We start from the raw sequence: 19,532 nt of genomic DNA on the forward strand, positions 1-19,532 counted from the left end.
GTTTGATTGCCTCCATGCAAATCATATTATTTACCCAATCATGTAAAAAGATCAGGGTTAACCCTGATCTCCACCTCCGACTGAAATAACCGAGCCAGTCATATACGATGCGTCGTCTGATGCAAGAAATAAAATTGCATTGACTTGTTCTTGAATTGTGCCATAACGGCCCATAAATGTTCGATCTTTTGTTTGATCAACCACTTGCTGCATCCAGTCTTTTTCATTTTGACTTAACGGATTAGCATTGCGTGGTACTTTCCGAGGTGGTGCTTCAGTTCCACCAGTCGCAACAGCATTGACTCGAATTCCATCTTTGGCATGTTCAAAAGCAAGCGATGCTGTTAAAGCATTTACACCGCCTTTAGATGCAGAGTAAGGAATACGGTTAATACCACGGGTTGCAATTGAAGATACATTTACAATCACACCCGATTGTTGATTAATCATAGCGGGTAACACAGCGCGGCAGCACCATAACGTTGGAAATAACGAGCGATTCACTTCCTTAATGATCTCTTCTTCAGAAAACTCTTCAAAAGGTTTCATCCAGATCGCGCCACCCACATTATTAATCAGGATATCTACCCGACCATAGTGTTCGATGGCTTTTGCAACAACTGCTTGTGCACCTGCATAGGTTTCAAGGTCGGCATTAATCGTGACAGCATCGCCACCTGCACTCTGAATTTCTTTGAGAACGTCTTCAACATATTCAGAGCGGTCAGCCATGACGACTTGTCCACCCTCAGCCGCGACTTGTAGTGCCACGCCACGACCAATGCCTTGAGCGCTACCCGTAACAATCACGACTTTATTGGTAAATCTTTGACGGTTTGACATAGATAACTTCTCCACCCTGAGTTAGTTTGCAGAGAATTTTTCAAACAAGAAACTAGCAGGTTTGATATTTTCAGTTTCTAACCAGCCACGAACAGCTTCTACCATTGGTACTGGACCACATAGATAAACATCGACATCGCCACCGTTTAACCATTCACTTTCAATATGACCCGTTACATAGCCTTTGCGTTCATGCTGACTTTCAGGACTTGCAACCACAGTTCGGTATTCGAACCACGGGAATTTTGCCTGCAATTCATTGAGTTTTTCTAGAGCAACCAAATCAAAGTCATTGGTGACACCAAAGACTAAACGAACAGGCTGTTCTGAACCTTTTTCTTCAAGCACTTGTAACATCGACATAAATGGGGCAATGCCCGTACCGCCTGCGAGCATCAGCACTGGACGCGCTACATTGCGTAAATAGAAGCTACCGAATGGACCAGTAAATGTCATTTTGTCCCCAGCTTTGGCATTCTTACTTAAAAACTCACTCATTTTGCCGTTCGGTACGTTACGGACTACAAAGCCCGTTAAGCGATTGCCTGGTTTTGAGCTAAATGAATATGAACGTGTTTCGCCAGTTTCAGGAATAGCAACGTTGACGTATTGACCTGCAAGAAAATGAATATCCGGTTGACCTTCATCAAGTTGGATATCAAATGTGATGGTTGAATCTGATAAGTTTTCAACGCGGGCTAATGTGCCTTGGAAGCTATGAATTGCAGTTTTGCAAACATCTGACGAGGCTTGAATTTGGAATACAGCATCTGAAGTTGGACGACATTGGCAAGCAAGAATATAGCCTTGCTCAGCTTCTTCAGGTGTTAACGCATCTTCAATATAGGTTTCTTCTGGCATGTCATAACTACCAGACTCGCAAAATGCGCGGCAAGTTCCACATGCTCCATCACGGCAATCCAAAGGAATATTAATTTTTTGGCGATAGGCTGCGTCAGATAGGGTTTCGCCCTGAGCTACGTTAATGAAACGTGTAACACCATCTTCAAATTGAAGTGCAACATTGTGGTTTGACATGGCATGTATCCTACAAAATATTTGAAACTTTTGCCCTCAGCCAACCATCCGTTTAACTGAGGGGGTATGTCTTAAAGGTGGTAAATATCAATAACCTGATTGATGTAGTCATTTTTCAAAACGACATACTTGCTCAAGATTTTTGGTTGATCACCTGAAAAATCGATCACATAACGTGACATACCGAAATAGCTGTAATTTGTCTTGTAACGGAAACTCAAAGTATTCCAGTTAAAGCGAACAGTGACTTTGTCTCCGTCGCGCTCTACGACTTCAATGTTGGCAATATTGTGGCTTGTGCGTGTGTCTGGCATGGTTGCAGATGAGCGCTCGGTTTTAATACGGAACACGCGGTCTTCTAAACCTTGACGGTCTGGATAATAAATAAGTGAAATTTCAGATTGCGGATCTTCAGTTAATCTATCGTCGTCGTCCCAAGCTGGCATCCAGAAAGACGCTTCTGGTGCATAGCATTCAATCCAATCTTCCCATTGTTCATCATCTAAAAAGCGAGCTTCACGATAGAGAAACTGAGCAATATTTTCTAAAGTTGCTTTGTCTTGAGCACTCATGCTGTTTCTCCCTGATCAGCAATTTCTTTCTCTGATGCAATCGCGTGTTTCATGGTGTGTAACCAATATTGATGTTGGGCAAGATAAAGACCTTCATCTTCAGTTTTGATACCACTTAACATTGGTTTTAAACCGATTTCATTCGCTGCATCGTCTGGTCCATAAATCCAGTGTTTTGAACCACGGCACATGTCATTCCACTCAAGTGCAATACCTGCGTAGCCTGCCTGACAAGCACGGAATTCTTCTAAATCGTCCGGTGTTGCCATGCCTGAAGCATTAAAGAAATCTTCATATTGACGGATACGACGTGCGCGAGCTTCGGGTGCTTCGCCTTTAGGTGCGATACAGTAAATGGTGACTTCGGTTCTATTGACAGAAAGTGGGCGAAGTACACGAATTTGCGAACCGAACTGATCCATCAAATAAACGTTTGGATAGAGACACAGGTTACGTGAACGCTCAATCATCCATTTCGACATCGCTTCACCGTATTTCTCGGTGTATTCATCTGCTTTCGGGAAGTTTGGACGGTCTTCTGGGTTTGCCCATTGTGTCCAAAGCAACATGTGGCCATTTTCAAAGCCATACGAGCCACCGCCTTGTTTACCCCAAGAACCTGCACTCATCGCACGGATGTTATCGGCAGCTTGTGTTTCTTTGCGGTGTTGAGTTGTTGCTGCGTAGTTCCAGTGCACAGCAGAAACGTGGTAACCATCGGCGCCATTTTCAGCGGTGAGTTTCCAGTTACCTTCATAGGTATAAGTAGATGAACCACGTAACACTTCCAAACCATGTTCAGACTGGTCAACAATCATGTCGATGATTTTGGTAGTTTCACCCAAGAATTCTTCAAGCGAAGGAACATCAGGATTTAAGCTACCAAATAAGAAGCCTTTGTAGCTCTCAAAACGAGCCACTTTTTTAAGGTCATGTGAGCCTTCTTGGTTAAAGCAGTCCGAGTAACCAGCTTCGCTTGGGTCTTTAACTTTTAGAAGTTTACCTGAGTTGTTAAATGTCCAGCCGTGGAAAGGGCAGGTATATGTTGCTTTGTTACCACGCTTGTGACGGCAAAGTTGTGCTCCGCGGTGTGAACACGCATTGATCATGGCATTGAGTTCGCCGTTACGGTTGCGGGCAATAATGACCGGCTGACGACCAATGTGAGTGGTGTAGTAGTCATTATTATTTGGAATTTGGCTTTCGTGTGCTAAGTAAACCCAATTACCTTCGAAGATATATTTCATTTCGAGATCAAATAGGGCTTCGTCAGTAAACACTGAGCGATGAAGTTTAAATTCACCTGTATCGATATTATCTACAAGTAATTCATCAATACGGTCAAGATGGCTAGTATTGATTACAGGAATACGTGGCATGTCCGTTCTCCGACTTTCCAAAAGTGTGGAAGTCACCAAGGCCTTAGCTACGATCTACAAGGTCTTGATATCCTAATATTGTCAATGAAGCGCATGAGTGCGCTGGGTGTTTAACCGTGAATTGATGAAGATGAATCACTGGAAGATTGGCAAGAAGGCTTTTTCACAAAGCAATTCATCACTTCATCGGTTTGTTGCTTGTATATACCTTAAAAGAATGGTTAAACTGTGTCTAAGACTGAATTTGCATTTTTTTATATCTTAAAGGTATTGAAGCCTTATGGAACTAAGACATTTACGGTATTTTGTAGCTGTTGTTGAAGAGCAGAGCTTTACAAAAGCTGCGGAAAAACTATTTATTGCTCAACCACCTTTGAGTCGACAGATTCAAAATTTGGAAAGTGAGCTTGGAATTCAACTGTTTGAGCGCGGAAGCCGTCCTTTACAGACAACACCAGCCGGACATTTCTTTTATCAGCATGCCCTTAAACTTTTGTCGAATGCTGAAGAAATAAAAAGTATGACCAAACGTATTGGTCTGATCGAACGTAGTGTGACGATTGGTTTTGTCGGGTCTTTACTCTATGGTTTACTGCCTCGAATCATTTATTTATTTCGGCAACAACAACCTCATTTGAATATTCAATTGATGGAATTAAGTACGACCGAGCAACTACAGGCATTAAAAGAAGGGCGTATTGATGTTGGATTTGGACGTCTAAGAATTAGTGATCCTGCAGTGAGACGTATTTTGCTACGTAAAGAGCGCTTGGTGGTTGCTGCCCATACGAGCCACCCCATTGCTCAGCGTACGGAAGGGGTATATCTGGCCGATCTCATTGATGAAAAGATGTTTATGTATCCCACTTCACCGAAACCCAATTTTTCGACCCAGCTTTTGAATATTTTTGCCGAGCATAGTTTAGTTCCAAAAAATATGCATGAAATACGGGAAATTCAACTGGCTTTGGGCTTGGTGGCAGCGGGAGAAGGTTTGTGTATTATTCCTGCCAGTGCCGATACCATTCGTTTTCCTCACTTAAACTACATTCCGATTTTAGATAACGGCGCAGTCAGTCCGATTTTCATTACTGCTCGCGCAATGGACCGAAGTGAAGACTTACAGCTTTTATTTGATTGTATTTATCAGGTTTACGATTTAGAAGGTATTCCATATAAACGTACTGTTTTTACACTCGATCAGAATCCGATAGATGATTCAGACGGTATCGACTTTTAAATAAAGCAGGGCATAGCCTCAAAGGTTGAAGCTATGCGTTAAATGGTTCTAGAAAGCCCAAATCAGTTTTAGCCAGCTGGTATGGCCTTCGGGACGATATTCGACTTCGGTTTCTTTTAAAAATTTAGCTTCGATAGACCAGTTCTTATCGGCATATTGAATGCCTGGACCAATTGCAAAAACCTGTCCTTTAAACCCAATGTCACTTCCGTTTACTTTGTCATCTGTAGTTTGTTTAAAAGCATAGCCTTCAACTGCAACTTTGAGTTTGGGTTTAATGCGGTAACCTAAGCTATAGTCACCCGCAATGTATTGTCCAGACTTGTAGTCGGTTGCGTCGTTACGGGTATTCCAGCTATAAGACAGTTTAGTTGAAAGATCTAAACCTGCCGCGTTGGCATAACTATAGGCAAGAATAGGTCGAATGGTGTGATAGTTTTTCCCGAGATTGGCTTCAACTGGATGTGTCGTACTTGGAGTGTCGTATTCACCTGTCCCGAGCACGGTTTCTAGAGCTGCAATCCAGTGATGATTTCCTTGATGCCAGCCGAGCATACCACCCAAAATTAGGTCTCCGAGACCTTGGTTTGAGTCAGCCATTCCATTGACTTTAAGGCGTAGATCAACCAATGGTTGGGCTGCATAAAACCCGAGTTGTCCATCCATAATTTTTTGATCGGTCATCCAGACCAACCGCGGAACCATGGCGTTGACATCCACATGGAACTGGTCGGGACCATTTTGAAACTCTGATGCATGATAATTTTGATAATAACTGATTAAGTAGACACCAGTAGGTGGCAGAGCGCCTGCCATCATACCTTCTGCACCCAAAGCAAAAGAGTCTGAGCCATTTTCTGTCGCAAATGCAGATTGAACGTAAAGAGCAGTGAGCACACCACATATGATTGCAGAGATTTTGTTATTCATAGAATGTCCTATTCTGTGTTATTTCGCTTGTCACTAAAAAACGTTATTCCTTAACGATCTTTAAAAACTTGAGTTGTTTAACCTGTAAATTTGGAATGTAGAACTCCTATGAGCTTTGTATTAGCTTTCTAAATTGCAAATACAAGCTCATTTGAAAAAGCGGAGTGCTTAAAGGTTTATCTTTAAATATGCTTGAATAAAGCTGAACGCGATTGTCCAGCAGCACCATCGGCTGCACTTAAGAAGCGTTCAGTGTGAATGTCCCTTTCGAATAAGCGACTTTGCATGAGTGTTGAAATTGCAGAGTCGATCATGATTGGTGGGCCGCACAAATACGCTTTGTGCCCACCACATCGATTTTCAAAGTAATCGGCAACGGCCTCGTGCACAAATCCGGTAAATCCAGTCCATTGGTCTTCTGCTTTTGGTGCATTGAGAGCAGGGATATAGCGGAAATTCGGATAGTCTTTTACGAGCTGTTCAAACAATTCTCGGTTGTATAGTTCTGCCAAGTCTCGTGCTCCTTGGAAGAGGTAGATCGTGCGACTATCTCCAGACTCAAGCAAATCTAAAATCATCGATTGTGGACTTGAAAGACCTGAACCACCTGCAATGAAAATTGCATTTTGATCATCTGACTTGCGTACAAAAAATTGACCATAAGGACCTGAAATATCGAGCTGATCACCCGTGGCAAGTTGTTCATGTACATAAGTCGTCGCTGCACCGCCTTCGACTTTACGAATATGCAGCTCAACAATGCCCACTTCACTTGGTGAATTGGCAATTGAAAATGCCCGTGTTCCTTCAATATCTGGAAATTGGACATTGATATATTGGCCAGCTTGGAACTCGATTGGGCGATCTAGTTGTAGACGAATACCTTTAATGGTTGGCGATAGATCTTTTATTTCAATTACGGTCGCTTGATAGTCTTGAACTAAATGACCTAAGAAATCTGGGTCTTCATCGACATCGGCTTCAATAACCATGTCGGACTGTGGTTTGCAGCAACAGGCAAGCACCTTATTTTCATCGCGTTCGATATCCATGAGCGCAAATGGTGAAGCTTCACCAACATCGTAAAAACCATCGGTGACTTGAACCTTACATGTCCCGCAAGTGCCATGACCACAGGCAAAGGGTAACCAAACGCCTTGGCGTAAAGCGGCGTCTAAAATAGTTTGGTCTTCTTCTACTTCAATCGTTGTTCCGATCGGTTCAATGGTGACTTGATAACTCATGACACACCTCCGAATTAAACATAGCTGTCGTTATAGCCATTTAATTCTGGCGTAACGAAACGAAGTAATGACTTATGACCAAAACCAAGCTCTGCCAAGCTTTGAATACTCTCTGGATTGATTGTTTGGCCATCTAAGGTGTATTGCACTTTTGACCAATCAATTTTGTCAAAATCTGGATGTTGGGCAAAACCACCTGTAATTTGTTGCTCAATCAACTGCCTAAAAGTTTGTTGAGGCGAAGCAAGCATGGCATGTGCCGAGCAAAAAAGTGTGTGATGATCCCAACCCACGTAAAGTAAGAATTGATCGCCATAATTTTTTTGCAGATCAAGCGGTTCAAATTGATAGTTATTGTGTATCGCGCGAACAGTCATGTTCAATCTCCTTATTTCCTATCAGGCAGCTTGATGATTGCCTGAACAATTCCTTGTGCTTAAGCTGCGTTGCCTTTCCATTTTTTCCAGCGCTGTTGGTCTGGTGAACCTTCAATGTCCAGATTGTCGGCACCGACATTCATGCGGTAATAATCGCGGAGCATGGTTTCGAGGTCACCTCCACCACAGTTACCTTGCAAAATTTGATTTACAGGTAGCCATGCTTGTATATATTTCTCAGGCTCACGCTCGAAAATGTCATGACAGCCATCTGAGCAGGTGTGATAGCGTTCGCCTTGGTAGATGCTATGGCGATAACTAAACTGAGTCGGATCATCACCCATTTCGGTAAAGGTCATTGGTATCTGACAAACCTGACAAAGCTGTGGTAAACCTGCGCTGTAGAAGCGTTTACCTTCAGCTTCCATTTTGCGAGCCAACTCCCATTTTGGACGGTAGTATTTATCGAAAGTGTCTGGATATTTAGCAGATAACCAATCCATTTCTTCATCGGTTGGAATCCATGTATGGAAACCGGCCGCATGACCAAAGTTGTAAAAAATCCACCATGCTTGATGTGAAACATGCTCTTTTTCTTTCACAATCACATCGCTATATTTCGGCATACGAATGCCATAACGACTTAAATCTTTAAATAGCGCACCGCCTGCTTGTTCAAAATAAACTTCCCAAGCTTCTTTCCAAGACATCACTTTGTTTGGCAGCATGTAATCCATCATCATGCCCACAATTGAAAGCAAACGAGTTCCGCGCCAGAACCATTTATCAATCCATTCCTGCACAATCGGCACGTTGTCTTCATGTTGTTCGAGCAAGAATTTTACGATTTCCAGACCAAGCGTCATGTGGCGCGCTTCATCAGACTGTGCACTAAAACCAAAGGTTACGGTTGCCATATCGCCGTTATAAGCTGCACCCGACATAAACGGTACAAACAGCAAATTGGTAAGTACATATTCAAAAGCAAAACTAATCGCTAATAAAAACTCGAAAGGGCCAGCAGAACGGGCATCTTCAAAAAATGATTTAGGTACAGATAAATACCAAACGCGGTCATGCATATGCGCCCAGTCCTGAAAACCATCAAAGAACTTGTTGTAATGGCTCATGGCATGAATTTGAGTCTGTACATGACGCAGCTCATCAATCGACTGCATCTGAGAAGCAATACGTGCTCCAATACCACTAAACTGGCGGCCTACATGTGCATAGCCTTGATAAGCCTGATATTCAAGTGGAGTCACCGCCGTTAAAAAGAGTTTGATCGCATTTAAGTAACGTTCATTGCTGACATTCATCTGACCATTGTTTTGAGCAAAAGCATCAAAAATGGCATAAAGTTTTTTCTCTTTTTCTGCCTGATATTTCCAGTAAGAATCCATGGTTAAACGGAATGGATCTTCCCATTTAGACCAGTCCGTAATTTTGATACCTTCAAACTCTTCATAAGGGAATGCTTCTTTACGGTCTGCATAAGAAAAGTCCCAGTCCAGATCACGGGTTAATGCGCGGTAACGATCTTTAGCATTTAATTTTTTGCTGGTTTCTTTAGTTTGAGTTGTCATGATTGATCATCCTTAAATCTTTGTTAAACAACGTCTATGTTGTGATTAATTCCAATGAAGGCGGAAAGTATCGTCATCTTCTTCGACGTTGCCGCCCAGCGTAATCATGTTGAGTTGTAACGATTGGATGTCCCAATCTTGGCCTAGTTTTTCAGATACGGTTTCGGCTTTAATCACCAAATCAGTTTCACTTTCAATTCGAATCATGGCTGGTAAATACTGAATTGAAGCTTCAGGGTTATCTTCTTCAATCGCTTCGAGGATATAGCGTGAAGTATCGTTGTCTTGTAATGCGAGATAGACTTTAGACATGTTGCTTCTCCTTAAGCATTTGTAAGTGGTTGTAGGTCTAGTTTTTTTGCACGTTCAATAACGGCTTGTTCTGCTTGATCAACTGCCTCTACTGTTAAGGCTGCTGTTGCCCAAGGTGTAAAAGCTGCTTTTACTTGAGTTAAAGACTGAGAGAACCATTCATTTAATAGCTGTTTGTTATGGTCGGATTCTGCTGCGGCAGTTTTAATGACGGTGTCTGACCACTTACGTAAATCACCTAAAGTGTCTTTCATAAACTCAGTCAGCATGGCTAAGTCACGAGCATTTTGAGTGACTAACCACTGATCAAACTGTTGATAAACAAGCTCGGTCACAAAGCCGTCCATCACAAGGTTCTGTAATAAGAAAAGTTTGAAGTAGTCCTGCTCGGTGAGGCTTTCTTCACACAGACGGCGTAAGCCTTGCCATGCAGGATGTTGCATCCAAGCCTGTTTTGCCTGTTGTAATGAATCGCCGCTGTTGCCATCTAAAGCTAAACCAATCCGTGAGATGTACTGCGCTATCCCTAAATGATCCATCGCGGCATAAATACAAGCTTGGGTAAGTACGGTGCCATAACCATAGGCACTGCCAGACATCATGTGTAAGTTTGCAGTTTGTTCAACGTGGCGAAATGGCAATAGGCATTCAATAACCTTGGCTTTGACTTCGTCAGACAAATGCTCTGCAAGCTGACGTTTTTCAAAAAAAGCAAAATTACTTTCGGCTGTGTCCTGTAAACGCGCACGGTGCTGAACATAAGTTCCATAATAGAATTGACGTGGATCTTTAAATGCGTACCAGTCTTGCATTTGCAGGGCAGTATGGGTTTTATCATTTAAGGTCTTTTCAGGTTTCCACAAAGGACGATAGTGAAAGTTAGTTTCTGCCTGTACATCAAAACTTACTTCTTGATATCGAGTTGCTGGCTTAGTACCAAATCGTCTTTCGATATAGGCGTAGTTCTGGCGGATAGGTTCGACATTTGACGTTTTGATTTCTAAAGTCATGGCTTTATCTCCTTATATTTTTTACATCTGATCATCGTGATCGTTGCTATTACGTTGCGTGCCGACTAAGGTTGCTTCAGTGCCATAGCGCCATTTTTCTTCCTGAGCATCATTAAAAGCTTGCTGCTCTTGGGTCATTTCAACCACTTGATTGGTCTTACAAAAATCATTAAATGCATGTTTAGGCAAAACCAGTTCCACAAATAGACTTGGGTCGTGAATGGCAAAATCGAATTCGATAAACTCTGCGTTTAAGTCGCCAGTGACCCGAATATATTTGGTTAATGCTTCGACTTGAGGTTGCGTCATGCTGTACTCCATCAAGACATGGTCTTGAAATTGATGAATGCTCCTTGCTCTCGCTATAAGCTTTACAAAAGCTATGCCAACTTTGTTTTTATTATTAAAAACAATTAATTAAGATTTTTATGGAAAGTAAGGCATTTTTAAAATTCACTATTTCATGAATTTTTTTGAATAGTGAAATAGAGATATTCATGATTTGATGAAGAGGGTCGTAGAAATTTCTTTTTAGAATGTTTGAGGCTTTAAAAAGGAGAGATTTAGAAATACTTTTTTAGTATGAAGTTATGTCTTTAAGGTACTAGGACATTTATCTGGTTCTTCGATAAGATGAGATAAAACCCAAATGTGTTTAATGGATTAAAACAGATCACTCATGGCTCGAGTAAAATACGATAAAACGGGACGATACGCAGATCATCCGCAAGAAATTCATGATCTGCTGTCTAAACTGCAATTTGATACTGCCCACGGCCAAATCTGGTTTGATGAATATCGGATGCTGCTTTTACACACCAGCATTATGGGATATTTGCGTAAAGATTTAGCACACATGATTGGGCTTGAACGAACCAAGCGTTTTTTTATTCGATTGGGGTATCAAGCTGGGTTAAAAGATGCAGAAGTTACAACAAAAATGCGTCCCGATTTAAATGAACACGATGCTTTTATGGCGGGTCCACAAATGCATGCGATTCGCGGAATGGTTCAAGTACAGGCCAACCAACTCAATTTAAGCCACGATAAAAAACAGTTTTATGCCGATTTAAATTGGCTTAACTCTTTTGAAGCCGATGTGCATTTAGAGCATTTTGGTCCAAGTGATGAACCTGCGTGCTGGATGCTTCTTGGTTATGCATGCGGATACAGCAGTTTTGCGACGGGCATGACCATTATTTATCAAGAAATAGAGTGTAAAGCGTGTGGCCACGAGCATTGCCGTATTATCGGTAAGCCTTTAGAAGAGTGGGAAAATGCAGATGAGCTGATTCAGTTCATGTCTCCCGAACCCATGGAAAAAGAACTGATTGCATTGCAGGCTGAATTGTTTGAACTTAAAAAATCAATTTATAGCGACAGTGAAGCCGATTACCAATTATTTAGTTCTGTGGGTAAGTCTGCCTCTTATAAACAGGTCTGTGCATTACTAACAAAAGCAGCAGGCTCGAAAGTTTCTATTTTGCTACAAGGCGAAACAGGCGTTGGTAAAGAAGCTTTTGCTCGAGGTGTCCATGAAAATAGCCAAAGAAAAGACCAACCTTTTATTGCGGTAAACTGTGCTGCGATTCCACCAGAGTTAATTGAGTCTGAATTATTCGGCGTAGAAAAAGGTGCTTATACAGGAGCGCATCAATCTCGCTTGGGCAAGTTTGAACGAGCCAATGGCGGTACTATTTTTTTAGATGAAGTGATTGAGCTTTCACCTCGTGCACAAGCAGCACTATTACGCATTTTGCAGGAAGGTGAATTTGAGCGAGTAGGAGATTCACAGACACGTATTTTAGATGTCCGTGTAATTACAGCAACCAATGAAGACCTTGAACAAGCTGTGAAAACAGGACGATTTCGGGCAGATTTGTATTATCGCTTAAATATTTTTCCAGTTCAGATTCCGCCTTTGCGGGAGCGCCGTGAAGACATTCCTTTATTGATTGAACACTTTCTTCATCGTTTTGAAAAAATGTACGGTAAAACCATTCAGGGTGTAAGTGAAAAGACCAAAGTTTTTATGCAGCAATATGAATGGCCGGGCAATATTCGCGAGTTGGAAAACTTATTAGAAAGGGCGGTTTTATTAACGGACGATCAGCAACTGATTAAGTTAAATGCCATTTTCCCACAGATTAAGCATGACCCAGAGCAGGCTGTAGCTGTTGAAACTGACTTTGAAAAATTATTACAGCCAGAGTTTAATTTAGAAGAACACGAGAAGCAGTTAATTTTAACGGCTTTAAAAAAGGCAAATCATAATGTGTCTGAAGCGGCACGCTTATTGGGACTAACTCGGGCAGCACTGGATTATCGAATTAAAAAATTTCAGCTTTGAGTCAATATCAACAAGCTCAAAATAAAGGCCTAACTTTAAACGTTAGGCCTTATTCATTATTGCACTTGAGCTGGGAAACCATCTTCTTCAAGTGCTTCAGTAATTTTATCGACGCTTTTACTGCTTTCAACAGTCACGATTTTGGTCGCTAAGTCTACATCTACTTTTGCATTTGGGTCGATATCTTGAATCGTCGCAGTCACGCCACGAGCGCAGCCACCACAAGTCATATTTTCAATAAGTAGTTTCATGTTCATACTCCATCAAGAATGAGATGTTTGTTTGGATAACACTGAGTCTAAACCTTGTCATGATTGTAAGGTCAAGACCAAATTTTTAAAAAAATATGCTTGACCTTCCCATGATGGGAATCTGTATGCTCAATACAGAATATTAAATTTTGCAGATTTGCAGAGGTGTTTGATGGACTCAAAAAACACAAAATTGCCAGCATATAGTGAAACACTTCCAATCGAAGGCATGACCTGTGCCTCGTGTGTAGGTCGTGTCGAAAAAGCACTTAAGAAAGTTGAAAATGTAGAGATTGCTAACGTTAATTTGGCAACAGAAAAAGCCGTTGTTTATTCAAATCAACCGATTCAGCGCGAAGCACTGGTTAAAGCAGTTGAACGAGCAGGTTATGATGTTCCAAAAGCTGCGCCAGTGGAGTTGTCTATTGAGGGCATGACTTGTGCATCTTGTGTTGCACGTGTTGAAAAAGCCCTTAAAAAAGTAGACGGCGTTCAAGAAGCCACAGTCAACTTAGCAACAGAGCAAGCTTGGGTGCAGGCAGATGCATCAGTCAATATTGAAGACTTAATTCGCGCTGTTAAAAAAGCAGGTTACGACGCAAAAGCATCAGAAAAAAATCAAGATGAGCAGCTCGATAAAAAAGCGTCAGAGTTAGATCAGCTAAAAAAAGATTTGATCTTTTCGATTGTGTTAGCCTTACCTGTGTTTATTTTGGAAATGGGTTCACATCTCATTCCAGCTTTTCACATGTGGGTCATGCACACCATTGGTCAATACAACAGTTGGCTTTTACAGTTTGTTTTGACCACATTAGTACTCGTTTTTCCTGGTCGCCGTTTTTACCAAAAAGGTATTCCAGCCTTATGGCGTTTAGCACCAGATATGAACTCGCTGGTTGCTGTTGGCACCTTAGCTGCCTATAGCTTTTCAGTTGTGGCAACCTTTATGCCGCAGGTATTACCCCAAGGCACGGTCAATGTTTACTTTGAAGCGGCTGCCGTTATTGTCAGTTTAATTTTGCTTGGACGATATTTTGAAGCCAAAGCCAAAGGACGAACCTCGCAAGCCATTCAACATTTAGTGGGAATGCAGCCCAAAACAGCTCGTATTCAGCGTGATGGTCAAGTGGTAGAAGTTGCTGTTGCTGAGGTGGTCAGTGGAACTATTGTAGAAATTCGCCCGGGTGAACGTGTGCCTGTCGATGGTGAAGTGGTTGACGGACACAGCTACATTGATGAATCTATGATTACGGGTGAGCCTGTTCCTGTTGAAAAGAAAATTGGAGAGCAGGTGGTCGGTGGTACGGTCAACCAAAACGGTACTTTAAACATTCGGGCAACCGCCGTTGGTTCTTCTTCTGTACTTTCACAAATTATTCGCATGGTTGAACAAGCTCAAGGTTCTAAACTTCCGATTCAGGGTTTGGTCGATAAAGTCACCATGTGGTTTGTACCGGCTGTCATGCTAATTGCTGCAATCACTTTCTTGGTTTGGTTTATTTTTGGGCCAGAGCCTGCGCTGACTTTTGGTTTAGTGAATGCTGTTGCAGTACTGATTATTGCGTGTCCTTGTGCGATGGGGCTTGCAACACCAACTTCTATTATGGTCGGTACTGGACGTGGTGCTGAGTTAGGTGTCTTGTTCCGTAAAGGTGAAGCTTTGCAGCTTTTACAAGAAGCACAGGTCGTTGCCGTTGATAAAACGGGCACACTGACCGAAGGTAAACCGACACTGACTGACTTTAATGTGCAATCAGGTTTTGAGCGTGAACAAGTGCTGACTTTAGTTGCTTCGGTCGAAGCCAAGTCTGAACATCCAATTGCTCTTGCGATTGTTCAGGCAGCAGAAAGTGAAGGCTTAAACTTATTACCCGTAACCGCTTTTAACTCGATTACTGGTTCAGGTATTGAAGCGGAAGTTTCAGGCCAAAAAGTACAAATTGGCGCAGACCGTTATATGCATCAACTTGGTTTAGACACCAACTCATTCCAAGTGATTGCTGCTCAATTAGGTGAAGAAGGTAAAACACCGCTATACGTTGCCATTGATCAGAAACTTGCTGCAATTATTGCCGTGGCAGACCCAATTAAAGAAACAACCTATGCTGCGATTGAGGCCTTGCATCAATTAGGTCTCAAGGTTGCCATGATTACAGGAGACAATCGTCATACGGCACAAGCGATTGCCAAAAAGCTGAATATTGATGAAGTTGTAGCAGAGGTTTTACCAGAAGGCAAAGTGGACACAGTTCGCCAACTGCAAAAACAATATGGTCGTTTGGCCTTTGTAGGTGATGGTATTAACGACGCACCAGCCTTGGCACAAGCGGACGTGGGCTTAGCCATTGGTACAGGAACAGATGTTGCTATTGAAGCTGCCGATGTGGTGCTGATGTCAGGTAGTTTAAAAGGCGTACCGAACGCAATTGCATTAAGTAAAGCAACCATGCGAAACATACGTCAAAACCTGTTTTGGGCATTTGTATATAACGTTGCACTTATTCCAATTGCAGCAGGTGCGCTTTATCCAGCATTTGGTGTGTTACTTTCACCTATGTTTGCAGCAGGTGCGATGGCACTTTCTTCGGTCTTTGTTTTAGGCAATGCGTTACGCTTAAAACGTTTTCATGCGCCAGTACAGTAAGGGTGCTGAAAATCAACTTTTGGTTTAAGATCATGACAGCAGGTCTTAAACCAAATTTAATATTTGAGGTGTGAGATGAATATCGGTCAGGCATCCAAACATTCGGGCATTTCAGCGAAAATGATTCGCTACTATGAAGAAATCGGTTTACTTGAAGCAGCTCAGCGTTCTGCTTCTGGCTATCGCATTTATTCAGAAACAGACCTTAAAACTTTAAACTTTTTAAAACATGCCCGAGAGTTAGGTTTTTCATCTGAACAGATGAAAGAGCTTATTTCGCTTTGGAAAAATACAGATCGGCAGAGTGCAGAGGTGAAAGCCTTAACCGTAAAACACATTGCCGAATTAAAACAGAAAATTGCCCATCTCCAAGAAATGGTCAATATTTTGCAGGCTTCAGCTGATGATTGCTGCGGTAACCAGCAAGCTTCTTGTGCGATCTTAGATCACATTGAAAAAGGTGTGGGAGTAAGCTAAGTTCCATTAAAATAAAAAAAGGAAAAATCATGGCTTATACAGCTTCTTGTCTTTGTAATGGGATTCAACTGCAAATTAATGCCGAATTAGAACCAATCATGGTTTGTCATTGCAGGCAGTGCCAAAAAGCCCAAGGTGCTGCTTTCGCTGCTATTACTCAAGTACAAAAAAGTGACTTAAATTTTGTGCAGGGTGAAAACCTGTTACAGGCTTATTTTGCATCGCCTAATAAAAAGAGAGTGTTCTGTAAAAACTGTGGTTCACCGATCTGGAGTGAACGTTTAGATAAGCCAGCAGTGGTACGTTTAAGAGTAGGGCTCATTAATGAAGAAATATCGACATCTGTCATTTCTCATGCTTTTGTGTCTTCAAAAGTGAAATGGTATCCAATTTGTGATAGTGCTCGCCAATACCAAAATGGGATAGAAAACCCTTAAATATTAAGGTTTGATCGTACTTTATTCATTTGTAAAAAAACGTGAACAAGACTAGCCATGAATAAATAATGTGCTATAACTGTACCTAAGGTAATCGTAATATCTCCTCGATCCACAGGGAAACTTGGGACAGGGCAAAAGATACGATAGGACCTTACATATAGCTAGCAAAGAGCATGTAAGAGATGGATAGACACAAATCTTAGATTGCTCACCGTTGCAGAAAAGCCCGTGAAACGGGCTTTTTTAATGCCTATAAAAAAGCTATTTATTGGATGACCAAGCCATAAATAAAGTTTTTTATGACGCCATTTTTTACCATTCGTTCTTAAGCAAATAAAAAGATGTAGAAATAATAAAATTTTTTAAACATACAGACTATTCTGTATTGCAATTTAATTTATTTATAGGTACATTTACTTAACGGTTTAAAGTTCAAGTTTAATAATGGACTCATGGTCGTTGTGGGAGATCTAAGAGCCTGCATTCTTCCCCAAGATGCGGGTTTTTTTTATGCCTATAGAAAAGTGGCACTTAACTCGATTTAAATAAAAAACATATAATTTTCTGTTATTTATTAAGGTTTAATAAGCCTACGATCTAAAGATTGCGTAGGCTTTACATGTTTAAAAATTTAGGCGCGATAGGCCAAACACGCTTGAGCACAAGCCAAACATGCTTTAGCACAGATCTGACAGTGCTCATGTTCATGTTTACTGCATTCTGCTGCACAGAGTTGACAGGCATTGGCGCACAATTGCATGGCTTGTTCAGCCAGCTCAGAATTTCTTAACTCTAAAGAGGTACACAGTTGGCAGGTTTCTACACATGTCATGCAATGCTTAATACACTCTCGCATCATATGGACATGTTCTTCTTGCAAACATGCAGCTGCGCACGTTTTACAAGCGATCATACATTCAATACAGGCTTGAACTGAGGTAGAGGTGTCACAAAATAAAGCTGAGTTTGTTTCTTGTTGAATTTCCATAAGAGTTCTCCTATCGAAGACTATTATTAAAAAATGGAATATCGTTATATTTTCTATTTTAGAAGATCATTTTTAAGGCATGGCTGTTTGAGATGAAAGGGCTACAAATCGCTAATACATAATTAACCTCGTAGTAGAATGTTACATCCAGCTTTTAGCTTAAATGCTCGTATTTTTTGAAATTGATAGGGGATTTAAATTTAAGGATTGTGTTAAATTTAATTGCATATAATACTTTTGGCTAATTTCTTATTGTGTGAATATTAGGCAAATTAGGAATGTGAACTTTGAAGGACACGAAATGGAAAACGTTAATCAATACGCTCACGGAGTTGAGCATGAAGTCCACATCCATTGCAAACGATCATTAAGCACATTAATACTGAGCATGTTTGTATTAATTACAACTGGTCGTTAAAAGAAAAAGCACCCGAGGGTGCTTTTTCTATATGTGTACTATAAATAGATAGATTTAAGAGTCTATAAAACCACGACGTTTTTTGTAGGCTTTACGGTCATAAGAAGGGATGTTTGATTGCTGGAGATCAATCGCCAGTTGTTTCTTGCGTTGAAACTGAACTTCATTAAGAAGAGCAGCATAAATTTTGGGTCGGTCAGTTTTAAACTTATCTACATCTAATGGAATCTTATCTTCATTCTTGACAATGTATAGAACAGAGCCATTGCCATTTGTTTTATAAACCGTCCAACCAAGCCGCACAGCATAGAGTCCAGTTTTCTGATTTTTACCTAAATAAGATTTAAAACCATCGGGATGAGGGCGAACATAAGCATTCATCATGCATCCTCCATCATTTGATTTATTTGATGAAAGCGACAATCAATGAATTGATGGGGAGTGAGACATCATATTCAGTAAAATCACGATTTCTAGTTGTTTATATATTGTTCAATTTTCAAATTTCAAGTGAGGCGGGAAACTGTTATTTCTTGAGTTATATAAGCTCAAAAATAGTAAAAAAAGCTTATTTTTTTGAGGAATAAATTTTCAAGTTAATTTCTTGTAGGCAAGAAAGAATAGCTCACTATTCTGTATTTGTGTGATCGATTTTGCATATTTAAAATTGATGAAAGCGTAAGTGAATTCAAGGTCAGTTTAAGTTAATTATTTGTTTTAAAAATAATTAATTAAGTTTTAATATTTCTTGTTACAACCATTTTGTCGACAATAGATGCACCTTTTTGACATATTTCGCCTAGCATAATTAAAGAGTTCGTTGCCTATGGTGTCATTTATGTTCATTGGACTTGTGGTCACCATTTTGTTGACTCCAGGCCCAACAAATACATTGTTAGCCTCTGCTGGAATACAGGCAGGAGTGAAGCAGTCTCTTAAACTTATTCCTGCTGAAGTGATGGGTTATCTCATTGCAATTACTTCATGGGGTATTTTACTTGAGTCCGTTTCATATTTTATTCCGTGGCTTCCATCTGTATTAAAGTTAATAAGTGCAACTTTTATTCTCTACCTTGCATTTAAACTTTGGACAACATCGACAAACGACATCAAATTAGACAATCCACTGATTACGCCTAAGGCTTTATTTGTCGCGACACTTTTAAATCCTAAAGCTTTACTCTTTGCTTCTGCTATTTTTCCACATGCAGCATGGGAAGTGTTTCACGTATATTTTATTCATATTGCTGTTTTTTTATCATTAATTACACCCATTGCTTTTTTATGGATTGCTTTTGGAACCGTATTAATTTCAAACAAAGTAACTTGGTTAAACCAACGTAATTTACAACGTACTGCTGCATTTATTTTAACTTTTTTTGCTATGCCAATCGGCTATTCAGCGATTAGCTCATTTTAAACTTAACTCGTTA

General features: G+C 40.8%; 19 protein-coding genes and 2 pseudogenes. 7 read left to right on the forward strand and 14 right to left on the reverse strand.

The genetic code is table 11. The features are described 5' to 3' along the window. Window positions 1-57: 57 nt before the first annotated feature. The 4 genes and pseudogenes from ACS604_RS17625 to benA form a co-directional block, all read right to left on the reverse strand. The gene (locus ACS604_RS17625; RefSeq protein WP_474772427.1) at window positions 58-843 is read right to left on the reverse strand and encodes a 1,6-dihydroxycyclohexa-2,4-diene-1-carboxylate dehydrogenase; all 786 of its coding nucleotides are present in this window, start codon (window positions 841-843) and stop codon (window positions 58-60) included. Window positions 844-864: 21 nt separating this feature from the next. After that, the gene (gene benC, locus ACS604_RS17630) at window positions 865-1,881 is read right to left on the reverse strand and encodes a benzoate 1,2-dioxygenase electron transfer component BenC (RefSeq protein WP_474772428.1); all 1,017 of its coding nucleotides are present in this window, start codon (window positions 1,879-1,881) and stop codon (window positions 865-867) included. A 52-nt stretch (window positions 1,882-1,933) separates the two neighbouring features. Beyond that, a pseudogene (gene benB, locus ACS604_RS17635) lies at window positions 1,934-2,453 on the reverse strand (benzoate 1,2-dioxygenase small subunit). Continuing rightward, complete coding sequence (gene benA, locus ACS604_RS17640) at window positions 2,450-3,832, reverse strand: benzoate 1,2-dioxygenase large subunit (RefSeq protein ID WP_004793610.1); 1,383 nt, start codon at window positions 3,830-3,832, stop codon at window positions 2,450-2,452. Before benA ends, benB begins: the two are co-directional and overlap by 4 nt. 106 nt (window positions 3,833-3,938) lie before the next feature. Between benA and ACS604_RS17645 the strand changes: the two are divergent. Together ACS604_RS17645 and ACS604_RS17650 are read left to right on the forward strand one after the other, a co-directional pair. After that, window positions 3,939-4,068 (forward strand): annotated as a pseudogene (locus tag ACS604_RS17645) (hypothetical protein). Window positions 4,069-4,112: 44 nt separating this feature from the next. Beyond that, a complete protein-coding gene (locus tag ACS604_RS17650; RefSeq protein WP_004702719.1) occupies window positions 4,113-5,072 on the forward strand; it encodes a LysR family transcriptional regulator in 960 nt (319 codons plus the stop codon). 48 nt (window positions 5,073-5,120) lie between these two features. Here the strand turns inward: ACS604_RS17650 and ACS604_RS17655 are convergent, their stop codons facing one another. The 7 genes from ACS604_RS17655 to ACS604_RS17685 all read right to left on the reverse strand — a co-directional run bounded on the left by ACS604_RS17655 (window position 5,121) and on the right by ACS604_RS17685 (window position 10,840). Further along, a complete protein-coding gene (locus ACS604_RS17655; protein WP_474772430.1) occupies window positions 5,121-6,002 on the reverse strand; it encodes a SphA family protein in 882 nt (293 codons plus the stop codon). Window positions 6,003-6,184: 182 nt separating this feature from the next. Next, window positions 6,185-7,246, reverse strand: coding sequence for an NADH:ubiquinone reductase (Na(+)-transporting) subunit F (locus ACS604_RS17660; RefSeq protein ID WP_087606502.1), 1,062 nt, complete (start codon window positions 7,244-7,246; stop codon window positions 6,185-6,187). Window positions 7,247-7,260: 14 nt separating this feature from the next. Beyond that, on the reverse strand, window positions 7,261-7,623 hold the full coding sequence (locus ACS604_RS17665; RefSeq protein WP_474772432.1) for a phenol hydroxylase subunit P4: 363 nt from the start codon (window positions 7,621-7,623) through the stop codon (window positions 7,261-7,263). Window positions 7,624-7,682: 59 nt separating this feature from the next. Next, entirely contained in the window at window positions 7,683-9,209 is a 1,527-nt protein-coding gene (locus ACS604_RS17670; protein WP_151744609.1) for an aromatic/alkene/methane monooxygenase hydroxylase/oxygenase subunit alpha, read from the reverse strand. A gap of 45 nt (window positions 9,210-9,254) precedes the next feature. Beyond that, the gene (locus tag ACS604_RS17675) at window positions 9,255-9,521 is read right to left on the reverse strand and encodes an MmoB/DmpM family protein (RefSeq protein ID WP_000049450.1); all 267 of its coding nucleotides are present in this window, start codon (window positions 9,519-9,521) and stop codon (window positions 9,255-9,257) included. An 11-nt stretch (window positions 9,522-9,532) separates the two neighbouring features. Continuing rightward, window positions 9,533-10,531, reverse strand: coding sequence for an aromatic/alkene monooxygenase hydroxylase subunit beta (locus tag ACS604_RS17680; protein ID WP_474772433.1), 999 nt, complete (start codon window positions 10,529-10,531; stop codon window positions 9,533-9,535). Between the two features lie 21 nt (window positions 10,532-10,552). Beyond that, a complete protein-coding gene (locus ACS604_RS17685; protein ID WP_000193471.1) occupies window positions 10,553-10,840 on the reverse strand; it encodes a phenol hydroxylase subunit in 288 nt (95 codons plus the stop codon). A gap of 370 nt (window positions 10,841-11,210) precedes the next feature. Here ACS604_RS17685 and mobR point away from each other — a divergent pair, with 370 nt between their 5' ends. Next, window positions 11,211-12,881 (forward strand): phenol degradation transcriptional regulator MobR, encoded by a 1,671-nt coding sequence (gene mobR, locus ACS604_RS17690; RefSeq protein ID WP_474772434.1) that lies wholly within the window; start codon window positions 11,211-11,213, stop codon window positions 12,879-12,881. A 56-nt stretch (window positions 12,882-12,937) separates the two neighbouring features. Here mobR and ACS604_RS17695 read toward each other — a convergent pair whose 3' ends face one another. Next, window positions 12,938-13,138 (reverse strand): heavy-metal-associated domain-containing protein, encoded by a 201-nt coding sequence (locus ACS604_RS17695; RefSeq protein ID WP_474772435.1) that lies wholly within the window; start codon window positions 13,136-13,138, stop codon window positions 12,938-12,940. Between the two features lie 166 nt (window positions 13,139-13,304). Here ACS604_RS17695 and ACS604_RS17700 point away from each other — a divergent pair, with 166 nt between their 5' ends. The 3 genes from ACS604_RS17700 (at window position 13,305) to ACS604_RS17710 (ending at window position 16,690) form a co-directional block, all read left to right on the forward strand. Next, a complete protein-coding gene (locus ACS604_RS17700; protein ID WP_474772437.1) occupies window positions 13,305-15,776 on the forward strand; it encodes a heavy metal translocating P-type ATPase in 2,472 nt (823 codons plus the stop codon). A 75-nt stretch (window positions 15,777-15,851) separates the two neighbouring features. Next, the gene (cueR, locus tag ACS604_RS17705; RefSeq protein ID WP_004642046.1) at window positions 15,852-16,253 is read left to right on the forward strand and encodes a Cu(I)-responsive transcriptional regulator; all 402 of its coding nucleotides are present in this window, start codon (window positions 15,852-15,854) and stop codon (window positions 16,251-16,253) included. A 29-nt stretch (window positions 16,254-16,282) separates the two neighbouring features. Next, window positions 16,283-16,690, forward strand: coding sequence for a GFA family protein (locus ACS604_RS17710; protein WP_474772438.1), 408 nt, complete (start codon window positions 16,283-16,285; stop codon window positions 16,688-16,690). 634 nt (window positions 16,691-17,324) lie between these two features. Here ACS604_RS17710 and ACS604_RS17715 read toward each other — a convergent pair. Together ACS604_RS17715 and ACS604_RS17720 are read right to left on the reverse strand one after the other, a co-directional pair. After that, a complete protein-coding gene (locus ACS604_RS17715) occupies window positions 17,325-17,681 on the reverse strand; it encodes a four-helix bundle copper-binding protein (protein ID WP_005303648.1) in 357 nt (118 codons plus the stop codon). Window positions 17,682-18,153: 472 nt separating this feature from the next. Continuing rightward, window positions 18,154-18,483, reverse strand: coding sequence for a hypothetical protein (locus ACS604_RS17720; protein WP_474772439.1), 330 nt, complete (start codon window positions 18,481-18,483; stop codon window positions 18,154-18,156). Between the two features lie 442 nt (window positions 18,484-18,925). Here ACS604_RS17720 and ACS604_RS17725 point away from each other — a divergent pair, with 442 nt between their 5' ends. Continuing rightward, window positions 18,926-19,519 carry a LysE family translocator gene (locus tag ACS604_RS17725; RefSeq protein WP_174732916.1) on the forward strand — a complete coding sequence of 198 codons (594 nt, stop codon included), beginning with the start codon at window positions 18,926-18,928 and terminating at the stop codon, window positions 19,517-19,519. The last annotated feature ends 13 nt before the right edge of the window (window positions 19,520-19,532 follow it).

The sequence above is a fragment of the Acinetobacter sp. Li1LvA2 genome (assembly GCF_056156705.1).